Annotated in this window: 17 protein-coding genes; 15 read left to right on the forward strand and 2 right to left on the reverse strand. The window is 42.3% G+C overall.

Annotated features, from left to right (window positions below; translation table 11 throughout):
* The first annotated feature begins 45 nt into the window (after nt 1-45).
* The 13 genes from rplU (at nt 46) to IPP74_09900 (ending at nt 13,653) form a co-directional block, all read left to right on the forward strand.
* Nucleotides 46-357: a 50S ribosomal protein L21 gene (gene rplU / locus IPP74_09840; GenBank protein MBL0319567.1), complete on the forward strand. Its 312-nt coding sequence runs from the start codon at nt 46-48 to the stop codon at nt 355-357.
* Between the two features lie 43 nt (nt 358-400).
* On the forward strand, nt 401-766 hold the full coding sequence (gene rpmA, locus IPP74_09845) for a 50S ribosomal protein L27 (GenBank protein MBL0319568.1): 366 nt from the start codon (nt 401-403) through the stop codon (nt 764-766).
* A 192-nt stretch (nt 767-958) separates the two neighbouring features.
* Entirely contained in the window at nt 959-1,381 is a 423-nt protein-coding gene (ndk, locus tag IPP74_09850) for a nucleoside-diphosphate kinase (GenBank protein MBL0319569.1), read from the forward strand.
* 17 nt (nt 1,382-1,398) lie between these two features.
* Nucleotides 1,399-1,614 carry a Trm112 family protein gene (locus tag IPP74_09855; GenBank protein ID MBL0319570.1) on the forward strand — a complete coding sequence of 72 codons (216 nt, stop codon included), beginning with the start codon at nt 1,399-1,401 and terminating at the stop codon, nt 1,612-1,614.
* A gap of 33 nt (nt 1,615-1,647) precedes the next feature.
* Nucleotides 1,648-3,567: a 1-deoxy-D-xylulose-5-phosphate synthase gene (locus IPP74_09860; GenBank protein ID MBL0319571.1), complete on the forward strand. Its 1,920-nt coding sequence runs from the start codon at nt 1,648-1,650 to the stop codon at nt 3,565-3,567.
* A 72-nt stretch (nt 3,568-3,639) separates the two neighbouring features.
* Nucleotides 3,640-4,368 (forward strand): putative DNA-binding domain-containing protein, encoded by a 729-nt coding sequence (locus IPP74_09865; GenBank protein ID MBL0319572.1) that lies wholly within the window; start codon nt 3,640-3,642, stop codon nt 4,366-4,368.
* A gap of 58 nt (nt 4,369-4,426) precedes the next feature.
* Complete coding sequence (locus tag IPP74_09870; protein ID MBL0319573.1) at nt 4,427-5,014, forward strand: DoxX family protein; 588 nt, start codon at nt 4,427-4,429, stop codon at nt 5,012-5,014.
* 60 nt (nt 5,015-5,074) lie between these two features.
* Complete coding sequence (locus tag IPP74_09875) at nt 5,075-6,430, forward strand: cysteine--tRNA ligase (protein MBL0319574.1); 1,356 nt, start codon at nt 5,075-5,077, stop codon at nt 6,428-6,430.
* 85 nt (nt 6,431-6,515) lie between these two features.
* On the forward strand, nt 6,516-7,073 hold the full coding sequence (locus IPP74_09880; GenBank protein ID MBL0319575.1) for a hypothetical protein: 558 nt from the start codon (nt 6,516-6,518) through the stop codon (nt 7,071-7,073).
* Between the two features lie 262 nt (nt 7,074-7,335).
* On the forward strand, nt 7,336-9,768 hold the full coding sequence (gyrB, locus tag IPP74_09885; GenBank protein ID MBL0319576.1) for a DNA topoisomerase (ATP-hydrolyzing) subunit B: 2,433 nt from the start codon (nt 7,336-7,338) through the stop codon (nt 9,766-9,768).
* A 13-nt stretch (nt 9,769-9,781) separates the two neighbouring features.
* Nucleotides 9,782-11,104, forward strand: coding sequence for a methylenetetrahydrofolate--tRNA-(uracil(54)-C(5))-methyltransferase (FADH(2)-oxidizing) TrmFO (gene trmFO, locus IPP74_09890; GenBank protein MBL0319577.1), 1,323 nt, complete (start codon nt 9,782-9,784; stop codon nt 11,102-11,104).
* A gap of 438 nt (nt 11,105-11,542) precedes the next feature.
* Entirely contained in the window at nt 11,543-11,731 is a 189-nt protein-coding gene (locus IPP74_09895) for a hypothetical protein (protein MBL0319578.1), read from the forward strand.
* 11 nt (nt 11,732-11,742) lie between these two features.
* On the forward strand, nt 11,743-13,653 hold the full coding sequence (locus IPP74_09900; protein MBL0319579.1) for a hypothetical protein: 1,911 nt from the start codon (nt 11,743-11,745) through the stop codon (nt 13,651-13,653).
* Nucleotides 13,654-13,667: 14 nt separating this feature from the next.
* Here IPP74_09900 and IPP74_09905 read toward each other — a convergent pair whose 3' ends face one another.
* Nucleotides 13,668-15,485, reverse strand: coding sequence for a hypothetical protein (locus IPP74_09905; protein MBL0319580.1), 1,818 nt, complete (start codon nt 15,483-15,485; stop codon nt 13,668-13,670).
* 415 nt (nt 15,486-15,900) lie between these two features.
* On the opposite strand from IPP74_09905, the gene IPP74_09910 reads away from it, so the two are divergent.
* Nucleotides 15,901-16,293 (forward strand): ATP-dependent Clp protease adaptor ClpS, encoded by a 393-nt coding sequence (locus IPP74_09910; protein MBL0319581.1) that lies wholly within the window; start codon nt 15,901-15,903, stop codon nt 16,291-16,293.
* The gene (gene clpA, locus IPP74_09915) at nt 16,268-18,658 is read left to right on the forward strand and encodes an ATP-dependent Clp protease ATP-binding subunit ClpA (GenBank protein MBL0319582.1); all 2,391 of its coding nucleotides are present in this window, start codon (nt 16,268-16,270) and stop codon (nt 18,656-18,658) included. Before IPP74_09910 ends, clpA begins: the two co-directional genes overlap by 26 nt.
* A gap of 357 nt (nt 18,659-19,015) precedes the next feature.
* Here clpA and hemA read toward each other — a convergent pair whose 3' ends face one another.
* Entirely contained in the window at nt 19,016-20,227 is a 1,212-nt protein-coding gene (hemA, locus tag IPP74_09920; GenBank protein MBL0319583.1) for a 5-aminolevulinate synthase, read from the reverse strand.
* Nucleotide 20,228: the final 1 nt, after the last annotated feature.

Below are 20,228 nucleotides of genomic sequence, written 5' to 3' on the forward strand. Positions count from 1 at the left end.
AGTTTTTGGAAATAAGTTAACTTTATTGCAGAAGGATAAAATAGCATGTTTGCAGTAATTCGTACCGGTGGAAAACAATACACGGTCTCTGAGGGTGATATCCTCCGCGTTGAAAATCTTGAGGGTGAGGCTGGTAAAGTCATCTCCGTTGGGGAAGTTTTGATGGTTCATGACGGTAGCTCCCATAAAGTAGGAAGTCCTACTGTTAAAGGCGCAACGGTTGAAGTTGAAATTTTGGCTCAAGACCGCGAGAAGAAAATTCTGATTTTCAAAAAGAAACGTCGTCACACCTATCGCCGTACCAAAGGCCATCGTCAGGAAGTGACCGTGATTAAGGTTAAGAAAATCGCAGCTTAGGTTGTTTGGTTTTCTAGTGGAAAAATAATAAGAGGATAATATCATGGCTCATAAGAAAGCAGGTGGTAGTTCGAGAAACGGACGCGATTCCGCAGGTAAGAGATTAGGTGTTAAAATTTATGGTGGTCAAAATGTTGTTCCTGGGAACATTATTGTTCGTCAGCGTGGAACCAAATGGCATGTTGGCAAAAATGTTGGACTCGGCAAAGACTATACCATCTTCGCTTTAATCGAAGGCAAGGTTGAGTTTAAACGTGGTCGCAATAACAAAGTGTTTGTTTCGGTTATCTCAACAAATCAGGATGTTGCTCAACAAGTTAAGCCAGCACCTGTTAAAGAAACAAAAGCTAAGCCTGCGGCTAAAAAGCCAGCAGCTGCTAAGAAACCAGCCGCTAAAAAAGCAGCATAGCTTTACATCGGCAACTCCCCCCGTTAAGGGGGGAGTAAAAAACTAAAACACGCGTATGTTTTAGTTTTTTGGCTTATCAGGACTAGCTCTAGTAGCAAATCTTGATAATTCCATCTCCCTAAAGTTTTGTTCTTTCTCCGTGATTAAAGGACAAAGAATATAGAATGATCCTTAAAATAGACAGGTATTAACATGGTAATTGAACGTACATTATCTATCCTCAAACCAGATGCAACCCGCCGTAATTTAACCGGTAAGATTAACGCCAAGTTTGAAGAAGCCGGATTGCGTATTGTGGCTCAACGACGTGTGCAATTGTCACGTTCTGATGCTGAGGCATTTTATGCCGTACACAAAGCTCGTCCTTTCTTCAATGATTTAGTGACCTTTATGATTTCTGGTCCTGTTGTTGTGCAGGTATTAGAAGGTGATAATGCTGTTTTGCGTAACCGTGATGTCATGGGTGCAACCAATCCTGAAAATGCTGAGCCAGGCACAATCCGTAAAGAATTTGCTGAAAGTATTGAAGCTAATTCTGTCCACGGATCTGATAGTCTAGATAATGCTAAAATTGAAATTGATTTCTTCTTTAAGCCTGAGGAAATCGTTGGTTAATCATGACGGGTTAAAGAATGACAGAGAATCATGAACAAAATGCTGTCTCAAAGCCGCAAAGGTTTTTTGATCGTTCTTTGCTTCAGATTCTCGTTTGCCCTTTAACTAAAGAACCTTTGTTCTACGATGAAGCACAGCAGGAATTAATCAGCAAAAAAGCTGCACTTGCTTATCCCATTCGTGATGGTATACCTGTTATGCTAATTGACGAGGCAAGAAAAATTGAGAAATAATCTGTTATAAGGTTATCTCGAAGAGAGTGGTTGATGACACCCCCGAAATTACTAGATAAAATTCAAGATCCACAGGATTTTAGGGGGTTTAATCTTCAGCAATTAGAACAATTGTCCCAAGAAGTGAGGGATGCCGTTATTGAATCGGTTTCTAGCACCGGTGGTCATTTAGGTGCAGGTCTTGGTGTTGTTGAGTTAACCGTTGCCCTACATTATGTGTTTAACACGCCTAAAGATAAATTAATCTGGGATGTTGGGCATCAGACCTATCCCCATAAAATTTTGACAGGCCGTAAAGAGAGGATGCATACCTTGCGCAAGGAAGGTGGTTTATCCGGATTTACAAAACGTGCGGAAAGTATCTATGATCCGTTTGGAGCTGGACACAGTTCAACGTCCATTTCGGCAGCGCTTGGAATGGCAGTCGCTCGCGATCATAATCAAGAAGAATTTGAAGTGATTGCTGTGATTGGTGATGGGGCGATGAGTGCTGGCATGGCCTATGAAGCCATGAATAATGCAGGAGCCATTAATTCACGGATGATTGTCGTTCTCAATGATAATGATATGTCTATTGCCCCACCGGTTGGGGCTATGAGCCACTATTTATCACGACTTATTTCTTCTCGCCCCTATTTAAATTTAAGAACCATGGCAAAATACATGGTTAGCCATTTACCTAAACCCATTGAAAAAGTGGCAAAATCCGCAGAAAAATATGCCAGGAACTTTGCCACCGGCGGGAATTTTTTTGAGGAAATGGGTTTTTATTATGTTGGGCCTATTGATGGGCATGATATTCACCACCTTTTGCCCATCTTAAAAAACATCAGGGATGACCGGAGTATCAAACATCCTATTTTGATCCATGTTGTTACCGAAAAAGGAAAGGGATTCCACTCTCCCGAGGCATCAAAAGAAAAATACCATGCGGTGAATACTTTTGATCTTCAAACAAAAATGCAGAACAAAACAAGCCGTGGCGTACCAAGCTATACTCAGGTTTTTGCTGATAGTTTAGTCATGGAGGCATCCTATGATTCTAAAATTGTAGCCATTACGGCAGCCATGCCTTCAGGTACTGGATTGGATAAATTTGCTAAAACCTTTCCCGATCGTATGTTTGATGTAGGCATTGCCGAACAACATGCCGTGACGTTTGCTGCCGGCCTTGCATGTGAAGGAATGAAGCCTTTTTGTGCTATATATTCAACTTTTTTGCAGCGCGCTTATGATCAGGTCGTCCATGATGTTGCTATTCAAAATTTGCCTGTTCGATTTGCAATCGACCGAGCGGGGCTAGTGGGAGCGGATGGCCCCACCCATGCGGGGAGTTTTGATATTACCTATCTTGCAACGCTACCCAATATGGTGGTGATGGCCCCAAGTGATGAAGTGGAATTACGCCATATGGTTGCAACAGCAGTTGCCTATGATCAAGGACCTATTGCTTTTCGTTACCCACGAGGCGAGGGGATTGGGTTAGAGTTGCCTCCGCGCGGTGAAATACTTGAAATTGGCAAAGGTCGTATCCTAAGAGAAGGCAGTGATATTGCTATTTTATCACTAGGGACGCGTTTGGAGGATGCAGTGGTGGCCGCTGCTCATTTGGAGCAATTGGGTTTAAGTATCACGGTTGCTGATGCACGATTTGCCAAGCCACTTGATGAGGCATTGATACTTAACCTTTATGAACATCACCGTATGCTTTTAATGGTCGAAGAGGGAAGCATAGGAGGATTTGGATCTCATGTTCTGGATTTCTTATCCCAAAGAACAGGACTTAATGAAGGCAAAATAATCCGTAGCCTTCACCTGCCGGACACGTTTATTGATCAGGCTTCTCAGGCTACTATGCTCGAACAGTCCCATTTAGGCTCCAAAGGAATTGTTGCAGAAATTTTACAGTATGATATAGTCGCCCCCGGGCAGAGGTTAGTTGGGCCTCTGTAGTGTATCTTTAAGGGGGATATATGGTTCAATTATTAGAACTTCAAGAAGAATTTGCACGTTCGGTTTTTCATAATGATAACCGGTTGTCGCTGGTATCGCAGATTAATCCTGACACCATTTTCGCCAGAAGCACGTTTATCGGTCTATCGCAACAATGTATTTCAGGCACTCATCAATGCATTAGTCCTTACATTTCCGGTTGTTGTACAATTAGTGGATGAGCGTTTTTTTCGTTATGCAGCGAGGGAATATGTATTACGGCATCCGTCGATGAGTGGTAATCTCGAAGAATATGGCAGAGAGTTTCCTGATTTTTTGAGGGATTTCAGACCTGTGGCTCACTTACCGTATCTAGAAGATGTTGCGCGATTAGAGTGGGCCTATCTGCGTTCCTATCAAGCAAAGAATGTTCCTCCCATCAATATAGAAAATCTTCAATTATTGCCGGAACAATTCTATGAGAAGCTTTGTTTTGGGATACATCCGGGAGCCTTTATTATTAGATCTGATTTTCCAGTCTTACAATTATGGCAGCAGGTATTAGATCGTCCAGATGACGTGGATATCGATTTAAATACTGGAAATGAATCCATCCTCATTCATCGTCAAGGAATTGATGTGAAGTTGAAAATAATATCGGTAGCGGAAGCACTTTTTTTGGATTCAATCATGAAAGGTCAAACACTGCTTGAGGCCTATGACATTGCTTTAAAAAAGTGTGATAACCGTGGGTTTGATTTAATCGCAGCTATTGCGGACGCCATCAGGGATCATATTTTTGTTTCCTATACGGTTGATTAGCTGCTTGTTTGCGTATATAAATAAGGCATGCGTTAAGTTATTAAAACCAAGAGGGATTATGTCCAAAAAGAATTACAAAAACAAACCCAGCAATACCAATAAAAATTCCCCCAAAGCGGTGCAGGAGAAAAAATCATACTGTGATTGTCTGTTGCGATTGGCAAGTTGCAAAATTTGGTGTCTGGATGTATTGGCGCCTGCGGTTCTTATCTTAGCTCGGTTGCAAATGGCTAATATATTTTTCACTTCAGGCATGCTTAAAGTTAAGGATTGGAGCAACACGCTTTTATTATTTGAAGCGGAGCATCCGGTTCCATTTTTACCTAAAGGTTTGGCCGATATGTTGTCAATTACCAATAATCATTTACCGGCCAATGTTGCTGCGTGCATGGGAACCTTTACAGAACTAGTCATGCCCGTATTGTTGGTATTGGGTTTAGGTGGGCGATTGGCTGCATTTTTGATGTTGGTTATGACCGCGGTTATCCAGTTTAGTTATCAAGAAAGTATGGAACATGTTTACTGGGCGTTATTGTTAGGCATTATTCTGACACAAGGGCCTGGCAAATGGTCGTTTGATTATCTCATTCGCAAACGTTTCTATTGCCCTCCGCAGTGCTGTAAAAAAGATAAAGCGAAGGCTTAGGTTAAAAGTTGCTTTTAGTCTAGAGGGAGCCTGCTTTGTCAGGCTCTTTTTATGGGAAAAATTATGATTGAACTTTATAATACACTGACCCGGTTAACAGAAGTATTTGTACCCCTAGATCCTAACCATGTTACTATGTATGTCTGCGGGCCTACGGTCTATGATAGGCCGCATTTGGGGAATGCGCGATCAGTGGTGGTTTATGATATTCTCTATCGGTTATTGTCACATCTTTATCCCAAGGTTACCTATGTCCGCAATATTACGGATGTGGATGATAAAATTAATCAGGCTGCCAAGCAAAATCAAGAATCAATTCGGGATTTAACGAGTCGTATCGAAACATTGTTTCACCAAGATATGGCTGAACTTAATAATCATTTACCGACCATTGAACCGCATGCCACTGACCATATACAGCAAATGGTAACAATGATACAATCGCTTATCGATAACAACCATGCGTATGCTGCGCATGGGCATGTTTATTTTTCAGTTAAAAGTTTTTCATCTTATGGCCAGCTTTCGGGGCGGTCTGTTGACGAATTAATAGCGGGAAGTCGGGTTGAAGTTTCTGAATTTAAAAAGGATGCGGCCGATTTTGTATTATGGAAACCCTCAGCCAGTGATGAACCTGGATGGGATAGTCCCTGGGGCAGGGGCAGACCGGGATGGCATATTGAATGTTCTGTCATGAGTACAGAATATCTTGGCATAAATTTTGATATTCATGGAGGTGGTGCAGATTTACAATTTCCTCATCACGAAAACGAAATTGCCCAGAGCTGTTGTGCCTATCCTGAATCTCATTTTGCCCATTACTGGATTCACAATGGTTTCTTAATGGTTGGTGGAGAGAAAATGTCCAAATCATTGGGGAATTTCTACACGGTTCATGATATTTTGGGGCAAGGTATTCCCGGGGAGGTAATTCGTATGGTCCTTTTATCTACCCATTACCGTAAGCCGATGGATTGGAATGAAAAGGCCGTCAGTGATGCCCAAAAGGGGCTGGATCGATTTTATCATGTATTGCAGCAAACCAATACGGTTGATTGTGGCGATGAAGATATTGCTGAGGAAGTGTTGGAGGCACTCAAGGCCGATTTAAATGTGCCGGTGGTTATTGCTTGTATGCATCGGTTTGCTAAAGAAGGCGAGGGCAAAAAATTACTGGCTGCAGGACGGATGATTGGTTTACTGCAAAAGAAACCAGCAGATTGGTTTATTACCCAACAATCTAGTATTTCAGACCAAGAAAAAAATGAGATTGATCATTTAGTTCAACAACGCAAAGAAGCCAAACAAACCAAGAATTGGCCTGAAGCGGATCGCATCAGAAATATTCTGACAGCGAAAAAAATTGAAGTCCAGGATCATCCAGATGGCACGTCAAGCTGGAGAAAGATGGTTTGACAAAAAAATAGCCAAATGCTAGAACCTTAACCAAGTTTAAATCATCATTTAGTCAACTATTTTAATGTTAATTTACGGAGTTTATATGAAAAAAATCATGGTTGTTCCCGTGTTAGGTTTAGTATCGGTCTCATTGATGGTTTCGGCTTGTCAGCGTGAAATTTCATCGGGAGCCTATAGTTCTAACCACATTGGGGAAGCCTCTGATACATTTGAAGGTACGGTGATCAGTGTGCGTCAAATTCAAGTAAAAGAAGCCGATAAATTACAAGATAATGGGGCTGGTTTAGCGACGGGTGCCGTGGCTGGTGGAGTCGGTGGGGCGATGTTTGGTAAAGGCCGTGGTAGCCTTGGAGCAGCAGCAGCAGGAGCTATTCTCGGTGGTTTGACCGGAGCATATGCACAACAGCAGTTGAGCAAGCAACAAGGTATGGAGTATATTGTTAAATTAACGAACGGCCAGGTTATGACCGTCGTTCAAGGATTAGATAATCCCCTTGTTGTTGGTGACAAAGCATTTGTGATTGTGAGTAACGATGGTCGTTCGCGCGTGGTTCGCGATACAACCGGTGTTCCTCAGACAGTCCAGCCGGTACAGCCTCCCAAAACAACTAAAATTATTAAAGTGAAGCCGCAGAACTAAATAATCACTGTAATAATTTCCTACGCTGCTACAAGGTTTCGTTTTCCTCAGTCCTCTATGAAATTGCGCGACTAGCGCAATTATCCGTTCTTCCTGCGCATAACTAAAATGGAAAGGCTTTTGTACCTCACAAGGCAGCTACAGCAGCATATTTTTTCTGTCTTTCTTCTCACAAAATACTCCAAAAAAAACCGTGCTAAATCCCAGGGTATGAGCTATACTGAAACCTGGGTAAAAACATTAATTTAAATAAGAAGATACTATGTCGTCAACGGTACAAGAAGTGCAGGCTACCCCCGGTGCAGGTGATCAAGAATATGGTGCTGAATCGATTAAGGTTTTAAAGGGGCTGGATGCCGTTAGAAAGCGTCCTGGAATGTATATCGGTGACACAGATGATGGTTCAGGCCTTCACCACATGGTCTATGAAGTGGTAGATAACGCGATTGATGAAGCCTTGGCAGGCCATTGCGACCGAATAGAAATAACGATTAACAAGGATGGTTCGGTTACCGTACGCGACAATGGTCGTGGTATTCCTGTTGATATCCACCAAGGAGAAGGCATTTCTGCAGCCGAAGTTATTATGACGCAACTTCATGCTGGTGGTAAGTTTGACCAGAATTCCTATAAAGTATCAGGAGGACTGCACGGGGTTGGGGTATCGGTGGTGAATGCACTTTCGGTAAGCCTTAAATTACGTATCTGGCGTGATAACAAAGAATATTTTATGGAGTTCCGTGATGGTAAGGCCATTGAGCCATTAAAATTAGTGGGGCCAACAGAGGGAAAAAAGGGAACAGAGGTTACTTTCTTGCCGTCAACTGAAGTGTTTACGTTTACTGAATTCAGCTTTGAAACGCTGGAGCACCGTATTCGAGAAATGGCCTTTTTGAACTCTGGAGTTTTTATTATAATCAAAGACTTACGAGGGGAAGATGAAGTAGCAAGTGAATTTAAATTTGATGGCGGAACGGAAGCCTTCGTCCGTTATTTAGACCGTGCCAAACATCCTTCTCACGATCCGGTTTTAATGCGTGGAGAGCAAAATGGCATTTCGGTTGATATTGCTATGGAATGGAACGACAGCTATCACGAAAATATGTTGTGTTTTACCAATAATATCCGCCAGCGTGATGGGGGAACCCACTTGGCTGGTTTTCGTGCTGCATTGACCCGTTGCCTCAATAACTATGCTAACGATACGGGAATTGCTAAAAAGGAAAAAGTCAGTTTAAACGGCGAAGATATGCGCGAGGGACTTACCTGCGTATTGTCGGTTAAAGTGCCTGACCCTAAATTTTCATCGCAAACGAAAGATAAGCTGGTGAGCTCTGAAGTCCGCCAGGTGGTTGAGCAGATTGTGTCTGAATTGTTATCCAAATGGTTGGAAGAGCATCCCCAAGATGCGAAAATGATTGTCATGAAAGTCGTGGAAGCGGCTGCTGCTCGTGAGGCGGCGCGTAAAGCCCGTGATTTAACGCGTCGTAAAGGTGCGTTGGATATTGCTAACCTTCCTGGAAAGCTGGCCGATTGTCAGGAGAAGGATCCAAGCAAATCCGAACTTTACATCGTAGAGGGTGATTCGGCAGGTGGATCGGCCAAACAAGGGCGTGAGCGTAAGTTCCAGGCGATTCTTCCTCTGCGTGGAAAAATTCTTAATGTGGAAAGGGCACGCTTTGATAAAATGCTGTCTTCCCAGGAAATTGGTACGCTTATTACTGCTATTGGTACAGGTATTGGCAGGGATGATTTCGATATCACCAAAACGCGTTATCATAAAATTATCATCATGACCGATGCCGACGTCGACGGTGCGCATATTCGTACCTTGCTGTTGACTTTCTTTTATCGCCAGATGCGTGATCTCATTGAAAAAGGCTATCTCTATATTGCCCAGCCTCCACTTTATAAAGTAAAGCGTGGTCAGAGTGAACTTTACCTTAAAGACGATACGGCTATGGAAAATTATCTCATGGATACCGCGCTTTCTGAGGCTGTGCTTGAGATTGGTGGAACCCAGCATTCACAAAAAGATTTGCGCGAATTGGTTGGTAAGGCTGGCCATTTTGACCATCTGTTAAAATCATTCTCACGCCGTATGCCTGAATCATTGGCTGAAGCGGCTGTGTTAAACCGTGCCTTTGAGCCTGGAGCTGAATTTAATCTTACACTTGCCCAAGCGGTTGCTGAAACATTAAGCCGTATGCAGGCCAATGATGATGAGGTGGTGTGGGTAGGCACGATGACGACAGAAGGTAATCTACAGGTAGAGCGCCAAGTGAAAGGCGTCCGTGAAATATTTGTCTTAGACCGTGCTGCCTGCCAAAGCCATGAAGCACAAAAATTACAGGAAGCCGTCAATCTTTTCTTAAATTACACCTCGCAATCAGGTGTGCTGCATATTCGTGGTGAAGAAGTCGCTGTCCATTCGCCTTCGCATTTATTTGAAACCGTGATGGCTTATGGCCGTAAAGGTGTGTCATTCCAGCGTTTTAAAGGATTGGGTGAGATGAATGCGGAACAATTGTGGAGTACCACTATGGATCCGGATGTCCGTACGCTTTTACAGGTAAAAGTGACAGAAGAGGATAAAGCCGAGGAGACCTTCTCTACGTTGATGGGCGATGTTGTTGAGCCACGACGTGACTTTATTCAAGCCAATGCCTTGCATGTAGAGAATTTAGATATTTAATTAGGGCATTAGCATGACGAATCCCGTTCATATTATTGGTGCAGGACTGGCTGGGAGTGAGGCTGCCTGGCAGTTGGTTTCGCGGGGTGTTCCGGTCATTATTCATGAAATGCGTTGCGAGCAACAGCTTACCTTTGCCCATAAAACAGCGTTGTGTGCAGAATTGGTCTGTTCAAATTCGTTTCGTAATGATGATGCATCCAGTGCCATTGGTTTGTTGCATGAAGAGATGCGCAGATGTGGTTCGTTGGTGCTGAGAGCCGCCGATAACAATCGTCTTCCTGCCGGTTCGGCGCTGGCAGTTGATAGGGATCAGTTTTCACAATCGATTGACCAAACCCTGCGTAGTCATCCCTTAATTACCTTTGTTTCAGAGGAAGTAACCACATTGCCTGATGAATCGTGGGGACAGGTGCTTATTGCTACTGGTCCACTCACTTCGGACGCGTTGTCACAATCTATTATGAAAGCAACAGGCAGTGACTACCTTTCTTTCTTTGATGCCATAGCTCCGATCATTTCTAAGGAAAGCATTGATTTTACTAAAGTATGGTTTCAATCACGTTACGATAAAGGCGAGGGCAAAGATTACATTAATTGCCCGATGACCAAAGATGAATATGAGGCGTTTATCGATGCACTTTTGGCTGGAGAGAAAACTGAATTTAAAGAATGGGAAAAAAACACACCGTATTTTGAAGGATGCCTACCTATTGAAGTCATGGCTGAACGCGGACGGGAAACCCTACGTTTTGGCCCTATGAAACCAGTTGGCCTTACCAACCCTTTTCAACCTGATATTAAGCCTTATGCCGTGGTACAATTAAGGCAGGATAATGCCCAGGGGACCTTATATAATATGGTTGGTTTTCAAACCAAGCTTAAATATGGTGAGCAGCAGCGTGTGTTTAGAATGATTCCTGGCCTTGAGAATGCTGAGTTTGAACGCTTAGGCGGTATCCATCGCAATACGTTTATCCACAGCCCATCGTTACTGGATTATTCATTAGCTCTTAAGTCACATCCGCATATTCGTTTTGCCGGGCAAATAACCGGAGTAGAAGGCTATGTGGAAAGTGCCGCTATGGGATTATTGGCAGGAATTTTTATTGCTTGTCGATACCAGGACAAACAAATGGTTGCACCTCCGCCAACCACGGCTTTAGGTGCTTTGATTCGCCATATCACGGGCGATGCAACCTTTGAAACCTTTCAACCCATGAATGTTAATTTTGGCTTATTTCCACCACTGGATACGCGTGTTCCTAAACATGAACGCAAACAGGCATACAGTGTGCGAGGGCTTAAAGATGTGGAGCTGTGGTGGCGATTTTAGCAAGGTTCACAGGAGGCTGTGACCTTGATTTTCAACATTAGTAAAAAAACTTTCACCTGACTTCTGCCAAATGTGAGGCTGTTTGGTTTCGTTTTTAATAGAATCATTGAATGACAGCATGTTGCCTTCCCACCTCCCCAACACCCCTCCTCACCAGAGGAGGAGTGACAGGGAGTGCTGCGCAACCTACTGTTTCGACAACCTTATAGGTCTCTCGGAACTTTTCTATAATCGGGATACTAAGGCTACCGCTCTTGTTCTTCTAGGATCGCATGTACATCAAAGGCACATACTAAATTTCCGCAAGACACCCAAATAGAATTTTATCATTCAATAACATATTGATTTATAATGATCTGAAATTTCAAATCTCAGTAGCCGACGAAAACAAGAAAATAAGCTGGCAGAGCCTTACGATGTTATTGTGAAGGAGAGTCTATGAACACCTTCCGTTCCAACATTATCAGTATTTATGCAGAAAAAGGAAAAGCCTGGTTAGATGAACTGCCTCAGCTTATTACGGCAATATCTTCAAGGCCCTCAAACCGCACTAATGGGCAGAAGACAGGAAAAATTTTAAGGATGCATTTATATTTAAAAAACTTTATCATTAGGGATAGAGAGTAGAAGAGAAGAAGATGAAAGCGATGATCCGGGGGGATGATGAGACTGTCTTTTCTTTAGAAGAGATAAGGAGGGCTATTGATAGCGCTGTTATTACAGCGTTAGCCCTTTATCGTGGCCATTTTCGATTGGAAAAACAGGACCCCAAGTTTAGTGAATACCATACGTACTTGAACAATATATGTGGTCCAGATGGAAATCTTGACTATGATGGTCAAAGTATTGATGAAAATGAGGTGGAATCCCTTAAAGAACATATTCAAGTGACGTATTTTAAGGAGTTGAAACGCATAAGCGAGGAGCAATGCCGTTTAACCGTTTTCGAATTGCAATTATCTATCCAAAATACGCTCTCCTTGTATCGTATTCATCAACAAACACAAAGCGATGCTTTTGTTTCTGAGCACCAAAAGTTAGTCACATTAAACGATGGTCTTCCCGAGAGTCCTTTTCATCAAACACTCATTGATGAGTCACTTGATATCCTTCAGAAGCTGTATTTCAAACCTCTGGAAGTTAAAGAAAGGATGAATAGCGAAATTTTTAATAACAAAAGTAATGTTGAACCTGAAGCAAAGCTTCCTTCTGCAGAAGAAGAAGCGAAGAATTTAAGTGCTCAGGTTCATTCTATCTACACTCTTGCTGATGAATTAGAACGTAAAGTCTCTGAGGTAAAACGCCTTGTAGACCAATATGCAGATGCTGAACCAAACGAAAAACTCTTCATTAACAAAGAAGTAGTGCGTTTATCGATAGCGATAAATGCATGGAAAAATAATCGCATTGGTACACAGGTTGAATTTGGAGATTTAGGTAAGCATTTAGAGGCTCGCGCACCCGAGATAAGAGACGTTAGAGAGCGCATGGAAAACACCTGGGAACTATACAAAAGATTGCCAGCGGTTTATGAAAAAATAGTCCATGTGGATAATACGGTTGCTGAATTGATTGGCAAATTAAAAGCATTCATAGGTGAGAATGAAGAATTAAATTTGCAGCGAAAAATTGATCCAATACTAACGATCATAGTGCGTATTAATTCGTCAGGAAACGAACTTACAGAAGGGGTGAAATCTACATTAAGAACGTTGTTAAGCGACGGATGCCAAGAGTTTCAAGATCAGTATGACCAACTGAATGAGTTACCGATAACACCGGATAATCCAAAAGAGGTGATTGATTGTTGTATCCGTACTCTTAAATGGAAAGATGAGCATTTGCGATGGTTTGCAACGCATTTAGGGGTGCAGATTACGGTTGACCCATTTGCCTTTAACAATGTTGCAGAAAATGAGGCATCCCATCATTCAGAGCATCTTGATTCCGAAGACTTAAGTTCAAGCAGCCATATAGACAGTGACTACGAGTCTAGTGAAATTGATGAAAGAGACGAGGTTATCGGCGTTAGGGAAATAAAAGCACCCGCCCTCCTGGCTATGCCTGTGGCTCAAGTCGTTCCTGCAATCAAGCCGCGTCATGAAAAAGAAAAAAATGGAATAGGTAAGCGTAAACAACAAACAGCGCCATTAGACAGTAAGCAGCGTACTTTACCCCTTACACCAATCCCAACACCTAACCAAAAGCAAATGTCTGCCCATAAGCGTTACCGAAATATCTGGCCAACGGAGGTTATCGGGTTCGGCATTCCTGTCATTGGGACAACATGTACTGTTATTGGCTTTGCTCTATTTACGAATATATTATTTGTTCTGGTGGCTCTAGTTGTTACCGCTATTGCAACCTGTGCAGGCGTTGGCACTTCCCTCAAACATAATCAAAACCAAAGGCAGTTACAGCGGTTAGAGGATAAAAAGCCTCTACCTAAGCAATTGACAAATCGTATTGACTATCACCCTAATAACAATCATTGGGTTGACCACCTTGATGCACAAAAGCGGCAGCGATCTTATGGAATAAGGGTGTAATTCATCCTATGAATTTAATGATAAACAATTCCACTAGAGCCTGGTTGGGAACCTCTTGCCGATTTAACGGAATACTGAGAGGAGAATGAATGCTTGTACGTGAGATCGGCTCGTTGGATTTTTAAAAGACTTGAAAACTGTCCAATAAATTGCGCATGGTTAGAATTTAAGGGATATTGCTGGTCCGAAAAAACCCGAAATGCCGTTCTCAAACCATCAATATCCATAATAGGGACGTCGATTTCACCAAATCGCGCGCAATCAATATGGTTTCTTAGAACCTTAAATGTTTCGACCATTTTGGGAGAGCTCGTATGGGGCTCGCTACCCGTATATTGAAATAGAATATTAACCGCAATTTGATTATCGGTAATAGCACGTGAGAGACATTGGTCATAGTCTGATTTCGTTAGTTGCCTTGGTGAAGGGGAGTAGTAAACCGTATTCAGTAGAAAATTGAATATAGAATAAAGTTCAAACTCTTTTGTCAGAGATGTTTTCATGTTGTTAACATCCATAAGTGTGTAAAGATTGGTCAAATAGCCTTCTTTCATCATATCTAGATGGATAACATCCTTACCGTGATTTTCTTGAAGATAATGTTTGAATTCTAAAAAAAGATAGTCTTTTGGAATGGTTGGTTTACTCAGTTCTATGGTTGCTGTATGCAAAGTCTTAATGGGAGTGGGGACAGTGGATGGATCAATAGCAATAGCGTGTGGCGTAGTCGATTTGATGACGACAGGTACTGGTTGCGGGGAGGGAAGCATGTCAGATATGGGTTTTATTGTTGGTGTTGTTGAGATGAATACATCTTCCTGACTTAACGGATTATGGATCGGTCGTAATCTTGAATCCTGAGGATTAACGCCATTGGATGCTTTTTCACCATCGCTTAGAAGGCCACCCTGTTGAGTGATTTTAATGGCAGGATTGCGAGCCTCTAAGAATTGTTTTACCGTATCAATATGTTTGCATGTCAATTGCCATGAAGTCGAATCTATCTGAGCGGTTTGTTCCACAAAATACCTTAACGACTGGCTATTTTCATAAAGAAGATTAAAGGTACTTTTTCCCCGCTTATCTTCGACCTTATCTCCGCTAAATATAGTTAAATCCTGGGATATTGTTTGCCGGGAAAGTTCACGTAACATGATTTGTGATAATTGGTCAAAATAGAATTTTTCATTGGCAGATAATGGGCTCCCTTTTTCGATGATACTGGCAATGTGGACATATTTACTCAATAGCGTTTGAAAACGCAGGCTTTTTGTTTTACTCTGCGATGAAAGCTGTGCCTGGACTAATAGTTTGGTAGGATTCCATAATATGTCACCATTGCCTTCTAACGTTGATTTGGTATCAAAGTTAGTTGTGATTTCATGAATAAGAGTACGGTAGCGTTTTCTGAAAAAACTTAAGGCCTTATTAAATGGCTTTAAGTCGCCTTCTAAAGGTAGATTTTGTGACTTTTTACCTACTTTTAGTAGCGCGATCTTCGTTTGAAGTTGCTCTTTCGGGGTGTCCTGTGAAAACTGGCTTATAAGCTGGTTAATACCTGTGTGAGTATTTTCCTGACCTTGAGATAATGCAATGTGTGCAATAAGCGCAAGAGATGTCTTTGTCAGATAGGATCTCGGCGATAGAGGCCGCGAAATGCTTCTCAAATAATGGCCTTTTGAACCTGGGTAAGGCAGCTTAAACCCAGGATCTGTTATCGCTAAATTATGAAGATAAGAAGCAGTGATATGCTTCGTAAGTGGAACCTCATTGGATGAATCCGACAAAATATGCCAGTAGTACTTACGCTTGGATGTTGATGGTTGCCCCAAGCTACTCAATATTAATGGAGAGGGTTGATTTTGCGATTTCATGGCGAATATTTTGTCCCAAAGATTATTATTCAGAAATTCTATTGTATTCAATGGATTATTTCAATGTTAATGTGAATATTATCCTCTCTTTTTCAATCAAGAAAATATTCCATAGAGGATGAGGTTGATAGATATTTTTATAAGCATTTCGACAGGGTGTGACTTTTATGTCATACCCTCTATAGTGCATTGAATCCAAAAGAGCTGATTTAGATCAATAGGATACCTTTGGAGGTTAACGGATGTTCATCCTTTGGCCTCTGCTAAACAAGGTATTCCCACTTAACCCTTCGCTAAGAAATCCCTGCTAGTGTTAGACATGATGGCATACATGTCGTCGATATGAAAAGAAACGCTATAACTAGGGATCTATATGCAGGATAAAATGACTTCATCAACGCCTTCAAAAAAGACGATGAGCGCAGCCAAAACAAAGCAGCAACCTGTAAGCCAGACTGTGGATACGCTACAGCAGAGCAAACAAAGGCCATCGATGTATCATATTGTACTGGTCGTTAAGACAAAGCCATCAGTATCCGCCGTTAAACAAATACTGCAAAGCTTTTTTCATTTAGATTTGAAAAGAGCGAGTCAACTCAGTCAAGATCTGTTGGATAATGGTACCGTTATTTGCGGTTCATTTACCAGGGAAGTGGCTGAGAACAAGGTAGCCGAAGTACGGGAATTCAGTAAACAACATCACAATATATTTGATTGTGTCATTCGTAAGGAAGGTGCATATGCTTTCAAAAAACCTAGAGCTTAGTTTGCATAGGGCACTCGATATCGCCAAAGGCTATCGTCATGAATATGCTACGCTTGAGCATTTGTTACTTGCATTGTTGGAAGATCCAGATGCTAGTAATGTCATGATGGGCTGTGGGGCTGATGTCGTGGGGCTTGAAGAAAGTTTGCATGAATTCTTGCGGAATGGATTTTCAGCATTGATTTTGGACGAAATTGCCGAAGCTAAACCAACGGCAGGTTTTCAACGGGTGATACATCGCGCGGCTATTCATGTCCATGCTTCTGGTCAAAGGGAAGTGACGGGGGCAAATGTTCTTGCTGAAATTTTTTCAGAACGTGAATCTCATGCAGTTTATTTCTTGCATGAACAAAATATCACCTGCTTGGATGTTATTAATTATATTTCACGTAATAGCATTGCCTCAAAAGATAGCAAGTCTCTGCGAAATATGAATGATTCTATTAATAATGAGCCGGAAATTGAAATTGAGTTTGAATTTGATCAGGATCAGGATCGGGCTAAAGCAATTCAGCCTTCCATGGGATCGGAATCATCTAGTAAAGAAGGCAGCGCCTTAGCAAATTATTGCATCAATCTGAATAAGAGAGCTGTTGAAGGCAAGATTGACGTGCTGATTGGTCGTGAAAAAGAAATCGAACGTACCATTGAAGTTTTGTGCCGCCGTACTAAAAATAACCCACTCTATGTAGGTGATCCTGGTGTGGGTAAAACGGCTATCGCTGAAGGTTTGGCACAACGGATTGTACGAGGTAACGTGCCAGATGTATTGTTAAACAGCGTTATCTTTTCGCTTGATATTGGGTTGCTGCTTGCAGGAACCAGGTATCGTGGAGATTTTGAAGAGCGCGTTAAATCGGTTATTAAAGAAATCGAACGTTTGCCTCATGCCGTACTCTTTATTGATGAAATCCACACCTTGATTGGTGCTGGGGCCACTACGGGTGGTGCGCTGGATGCTGGAAATCTGTTAAAACCTGCACTTGCTAGAGGTGCTTTCCGTTGCATCGGTTCAACGACGCACAAAGATTTTACCAGCCATTTTGAGAAAGACCGTGCTTTGGTTCGTCGTTTTCAAATGGTTGAAATCAAAGAGCCATCTAAAGAGGCTACAGTTAAAATTTTGCGTGGCTTAAAACCTTATTATGAAAATCACCACCAGGTGCGCTATACCAACGCTGCCTTGGAATCGGCGGTTAAATTATCAAGCAGATTTTTACTGGATAAAAAATTACCGGATAAAGCCATTGATGTGATCGATGAAGCAGGTTCTCGCCAAAAACTTATTAATAATGGTAAAGTCACGACTATTACCGTTAAAGAAATTGAAGAGATTGTGGCACGAATGGCTAATGTTCCGGTGAAATCGATTTCTATGGATGATTCAGAGGTCATTCAACATCTTGAACATGAATTAAAATCGATTATCTACGGACAAGATAGAGCTGTAGAAGTATTGGTCGATTCCATCAAACTTTCGCGAGCTGGCTTACGTAACCCAGAAAAGCCGATTGGTTGTTACTTATTTTCAGGGCCAACTGGGGTTGGTAAAACAGAACTTGCTAAGCAATTGGCGCAAAAAATGCGTATGGAATTGGTGCGTTTTGATATGTCTGAATATATGGAGAAACATTCGGTTGCCCGTCTGGTTGGCGCCCCTCCAGGATATGTAGGATATGAGCAAGGTGGTATGCTAACGGATGCCATTGCTAAACATCCTTACGCTGTGATTTTGTTGGACGAAATTGAGAAAGCCAATCAGGATATTTATAATATTCTGTTACAGGTTATGGATTATGGCCAATTGACGGACAGTAATGGAAAAACAGTTAACTGCCGTAATTCAATGATCATTATGACCACCAATGCTGGTGCTGAAGAATTAAGCCGTGCTCCGCTTGGTTTTGGTAGGGATAGCAGGGAAGATGAGGATAAAGATGCCATACGTCGCCTTTTTTCCCCAGAATTCCGCAATCGGTTGGATGCCGTTGTTCCGTTCAAGTCATTGACAACCGATGTCGTCATGAAAGTGGTTGATAAATTTGTGATTAACCTTGAAGAGCAGTTAGCGGATCGTAATGTACGTATTGAAGTTGATAATGAGGCTCGGACATTCTTGTCTGAAACTGGTTATGACCCACTCAATGGTGCTCGCCCACTGGAAAGAATCATAGAAGAAAAAATCAAAAAACCTTTAGCCAATGAAATTTTATTTGGGAAACTCAGCAAAGGCGGCAAGGTTACGGTTAACTGTAAGGAAGGTGTGCTGCAATTTGGCATGGAAGCTGTTGCTCATCCCAAAAGGAAACCCTCTAAAATTGAAGCAGACGACATGACGGATACGGATATTGAGCTGGAAAGCTAGGAAGACCAATATCCGGAGTCACCTCCCACCACCCCACCTCTCGGAGGAGGGGTGGGGCGAAGGCCGGTGCGGTGTGAAGGCAACATGCTGTCATTAAATGATTCTATTAAAAATAAAACCAAACAGCCTCACATTTGACAGAAGTCAGGAAAAAAGTTGATCGATCTCTAAAATCTCTCTCGGGTGTCCCATTGACGAAAACAGGAAAAAGCAACCACTCGACAGAATTAATCAGACATGGACTGCTTGATGAAATATCCGGGCTAGATATTGCTTTTTTGAATATCCAGCATTTTTGTGAAGTACTCGCTTTCGTCTCATACCGAAGAAAAAAAGCCGAATAGGTCGGGATCAAATCTAAGCCGCGTGGCTTAAACATTGCCGTGTAAAGATATCCTTCAAGGCACTCACCAAATCATCCATCATCTGGTCCGTATGCAGGGGAGTCGGCGTGATGCGCAGGCGTTCGGCTCCTTTAGGAACCGTCGGATAGTTGATTGCCTGGACATAGATGCTAAACTCATCAAGCAATATTTTAGAGATCTCTTTGCAAAGCACAGCATTACCAACCAGCACTGGCATGATATGGCTGGGCTCATCAATAAATGAAATATTGGTTGAGCGTAATTTTGATTTTAATGTCGCGACGCGTTCATGCAACTTGGCCCGTAACTCGGGAGTCGATTTAACCGTTTGAATACTGATGCGTGCGGCTTCTGCAAGGGCAGGCGGCAACGATGTGGTAAAGATAAAGCCTGGAGCATAACTGCGGATAGCATCGATAAGCGTAGCCGACCCGCTGATATAACCGCCAATGACACCAAATGCCTTGGCCAGGGTTCCCTGAATAAGGCTAATACGGTGCATGACACCCAATTGTTCAGCAATACCTGCACCTGTTGGACCATACATGCCAACCGCATGGACTTCGTCGAGATACGTCATTGCGTTATATTTGTCTGCCAAATCGCAAATGTCTTTTAACTTTGAGATATCACCTTCCATTGAATAAATAGCTTCACACGCTATGACTTTGGGGGAGTTAAGGGGAAGGGATGCAAGTAATTCTTCTAAATGAGTCATGTCATTATGGCGGTAGACGAGCCTTTCGCGGCGGCTATTGCGCATTCCATGAATCATTGAAGCATGGTTAAGTTCATCCGATAAATACACCATGTCTGGCATAATATGACCCAAAGTCGTCAGGGTTGTGTCATTAGCGACATAACCTGAGGTGAAAACAAGGGACGCCTCTTTGTGATGAAGATTAGATAATTCTTTTTCTAAAGCCATGATTGAATGGCTGTTACCTGAAATATTACGGGTTCCACCGGAACCAACGCCCGTTGCTTTAGTGGTCGCAACGCAGGCTTCAATAACATCAGGATTTTGTCCCATGCCCAAATAATCATTGCTGCACCAAACTACAACCTCCTGGCCGGTTTTATAATTTTTAGCACAAGGGAACTGGCCAGCTTGGCGCAGAATATCGGCAAATTCTCGATATCTGCCTTCACGTTTAACAGTTTCAATGGCGTCTTTAAAATACAGGTCGTAATCGGGTTTCATG

It is taken from the genome of Alphaproteobacteria bacterium (assembly GCA_016722515.1).
GTDB lineage: Bacteria > Pseudomonadota > Alphaproteobacteria > Rickettsiales > JADKJE01 > JADKJE01.

What these genes read in the sequence shown, in the direction of transcription:
- rplU (MBL0319567.1), top strand. Translation starts at nt 46, where the DNA reads ATGTTTGCAGTAATTCGTACCGGTGGAAAACAATACACGGTCTCTGAG.
- rpmA (MBL0319568.1), top strand. Translation starts at nt 401, where the DNA reads ATGGCTCATAAGAAAGCAGGTGGTAGTTCGAGAAACGGACGCGATTCC.
- ndk (MBL0319569.1), top strand. Translation starts at nt 959, where the DNA reads ATGGTAATTGAACGTACATTATCTATCCTCAAACCAGATGCAACCCGC.
- IPP74_09855 (MBL0319570.1), top strand. Translation starts at nt 1,399, where the DNA reads ATGACAGAGAATCATGAACAAAATGCTGTCTCAAAGCCGCAAAGGTTT.
- IPP74_09860 (MBL0319571.1), top strand. Translation starts at nt 1,648, where the DNA reads ATGACACCCCCGAAATTACTAGATAAAATTCAAGATCCACAGGATTTT.
- IPP74_09865 (MBL0319572.1), top strand. Translation starts at nt 3,640, where the DNA reads ATGATAACCGGTTGTCGCTGGTATCGCAGATTAATCCTGACACCATTT.
- IPP74_09870 (MBL0319573.1), top strand. Translation starts at nt 4,427, where the DNA reads ATGTCCAAAAAGAATTACAAAAACAAACCCAGCAATACCAATAAAAAT.
- IPP74_09880 (MBL0319575.1), top strand. Translation starts at nt 6,516, where the DNA reads ATGAAAAAAATCATGGTTGTTCCCGTGTTAGGTTTAGTATCGGTCTCA.
- gyrB (MBL0319576.1), top strand. Translation starts at nt 7,336, where the DNA reads ATGTCGTCAACGGTACAAGAAGTGCAGGCTACCCCCGGTGCAGGTGAT.
- trmFO (MBL0319577.1), top strand. Translation starts at nt 9,782, where the DNA reads ATGACGAATCCCGTTCATATTATTGGTGCAGGACTGGCTGGGAGTGAG.
- IPP74_09895 (MBL0319578.1), top strand. Translation starts at nt 11,543, where the DNA reads ATGAACACCTTCCGTTCCAACATTATCAGTATTTATGCAGAAAAAGGA.
- IPP74_09900 (MBL0319579.1), top strand. Translation starts at nt 11,743, where the DNA reads ATGAAAGCGATGATCCGGGGGGATGATGAGACTGTCTTTTCTTTAGAA.
- IPP74_09910 (MBL0319581.1), top strand. Translation starts at nt 15,901, where the DNA reads ATGCAGGATAAAATGACTTCATCAACGCCTTCAAAAAAGACGATGAGC.
- clpA (MBL0319582.1), top strand. Translation starts at nt 16,268, where the DNA reads ATGCTTTCAAAAAACCTAGAGCTTAGTTTGCATAGGGCACTCGATATC.
- hemA (MBL0319583.1), bottom strand. Translation starts at nt 20,227, where the DNA reads ATGAAACCCGATTACGACCTGTATTTTAAAGACGCCATTGAAACTGTT.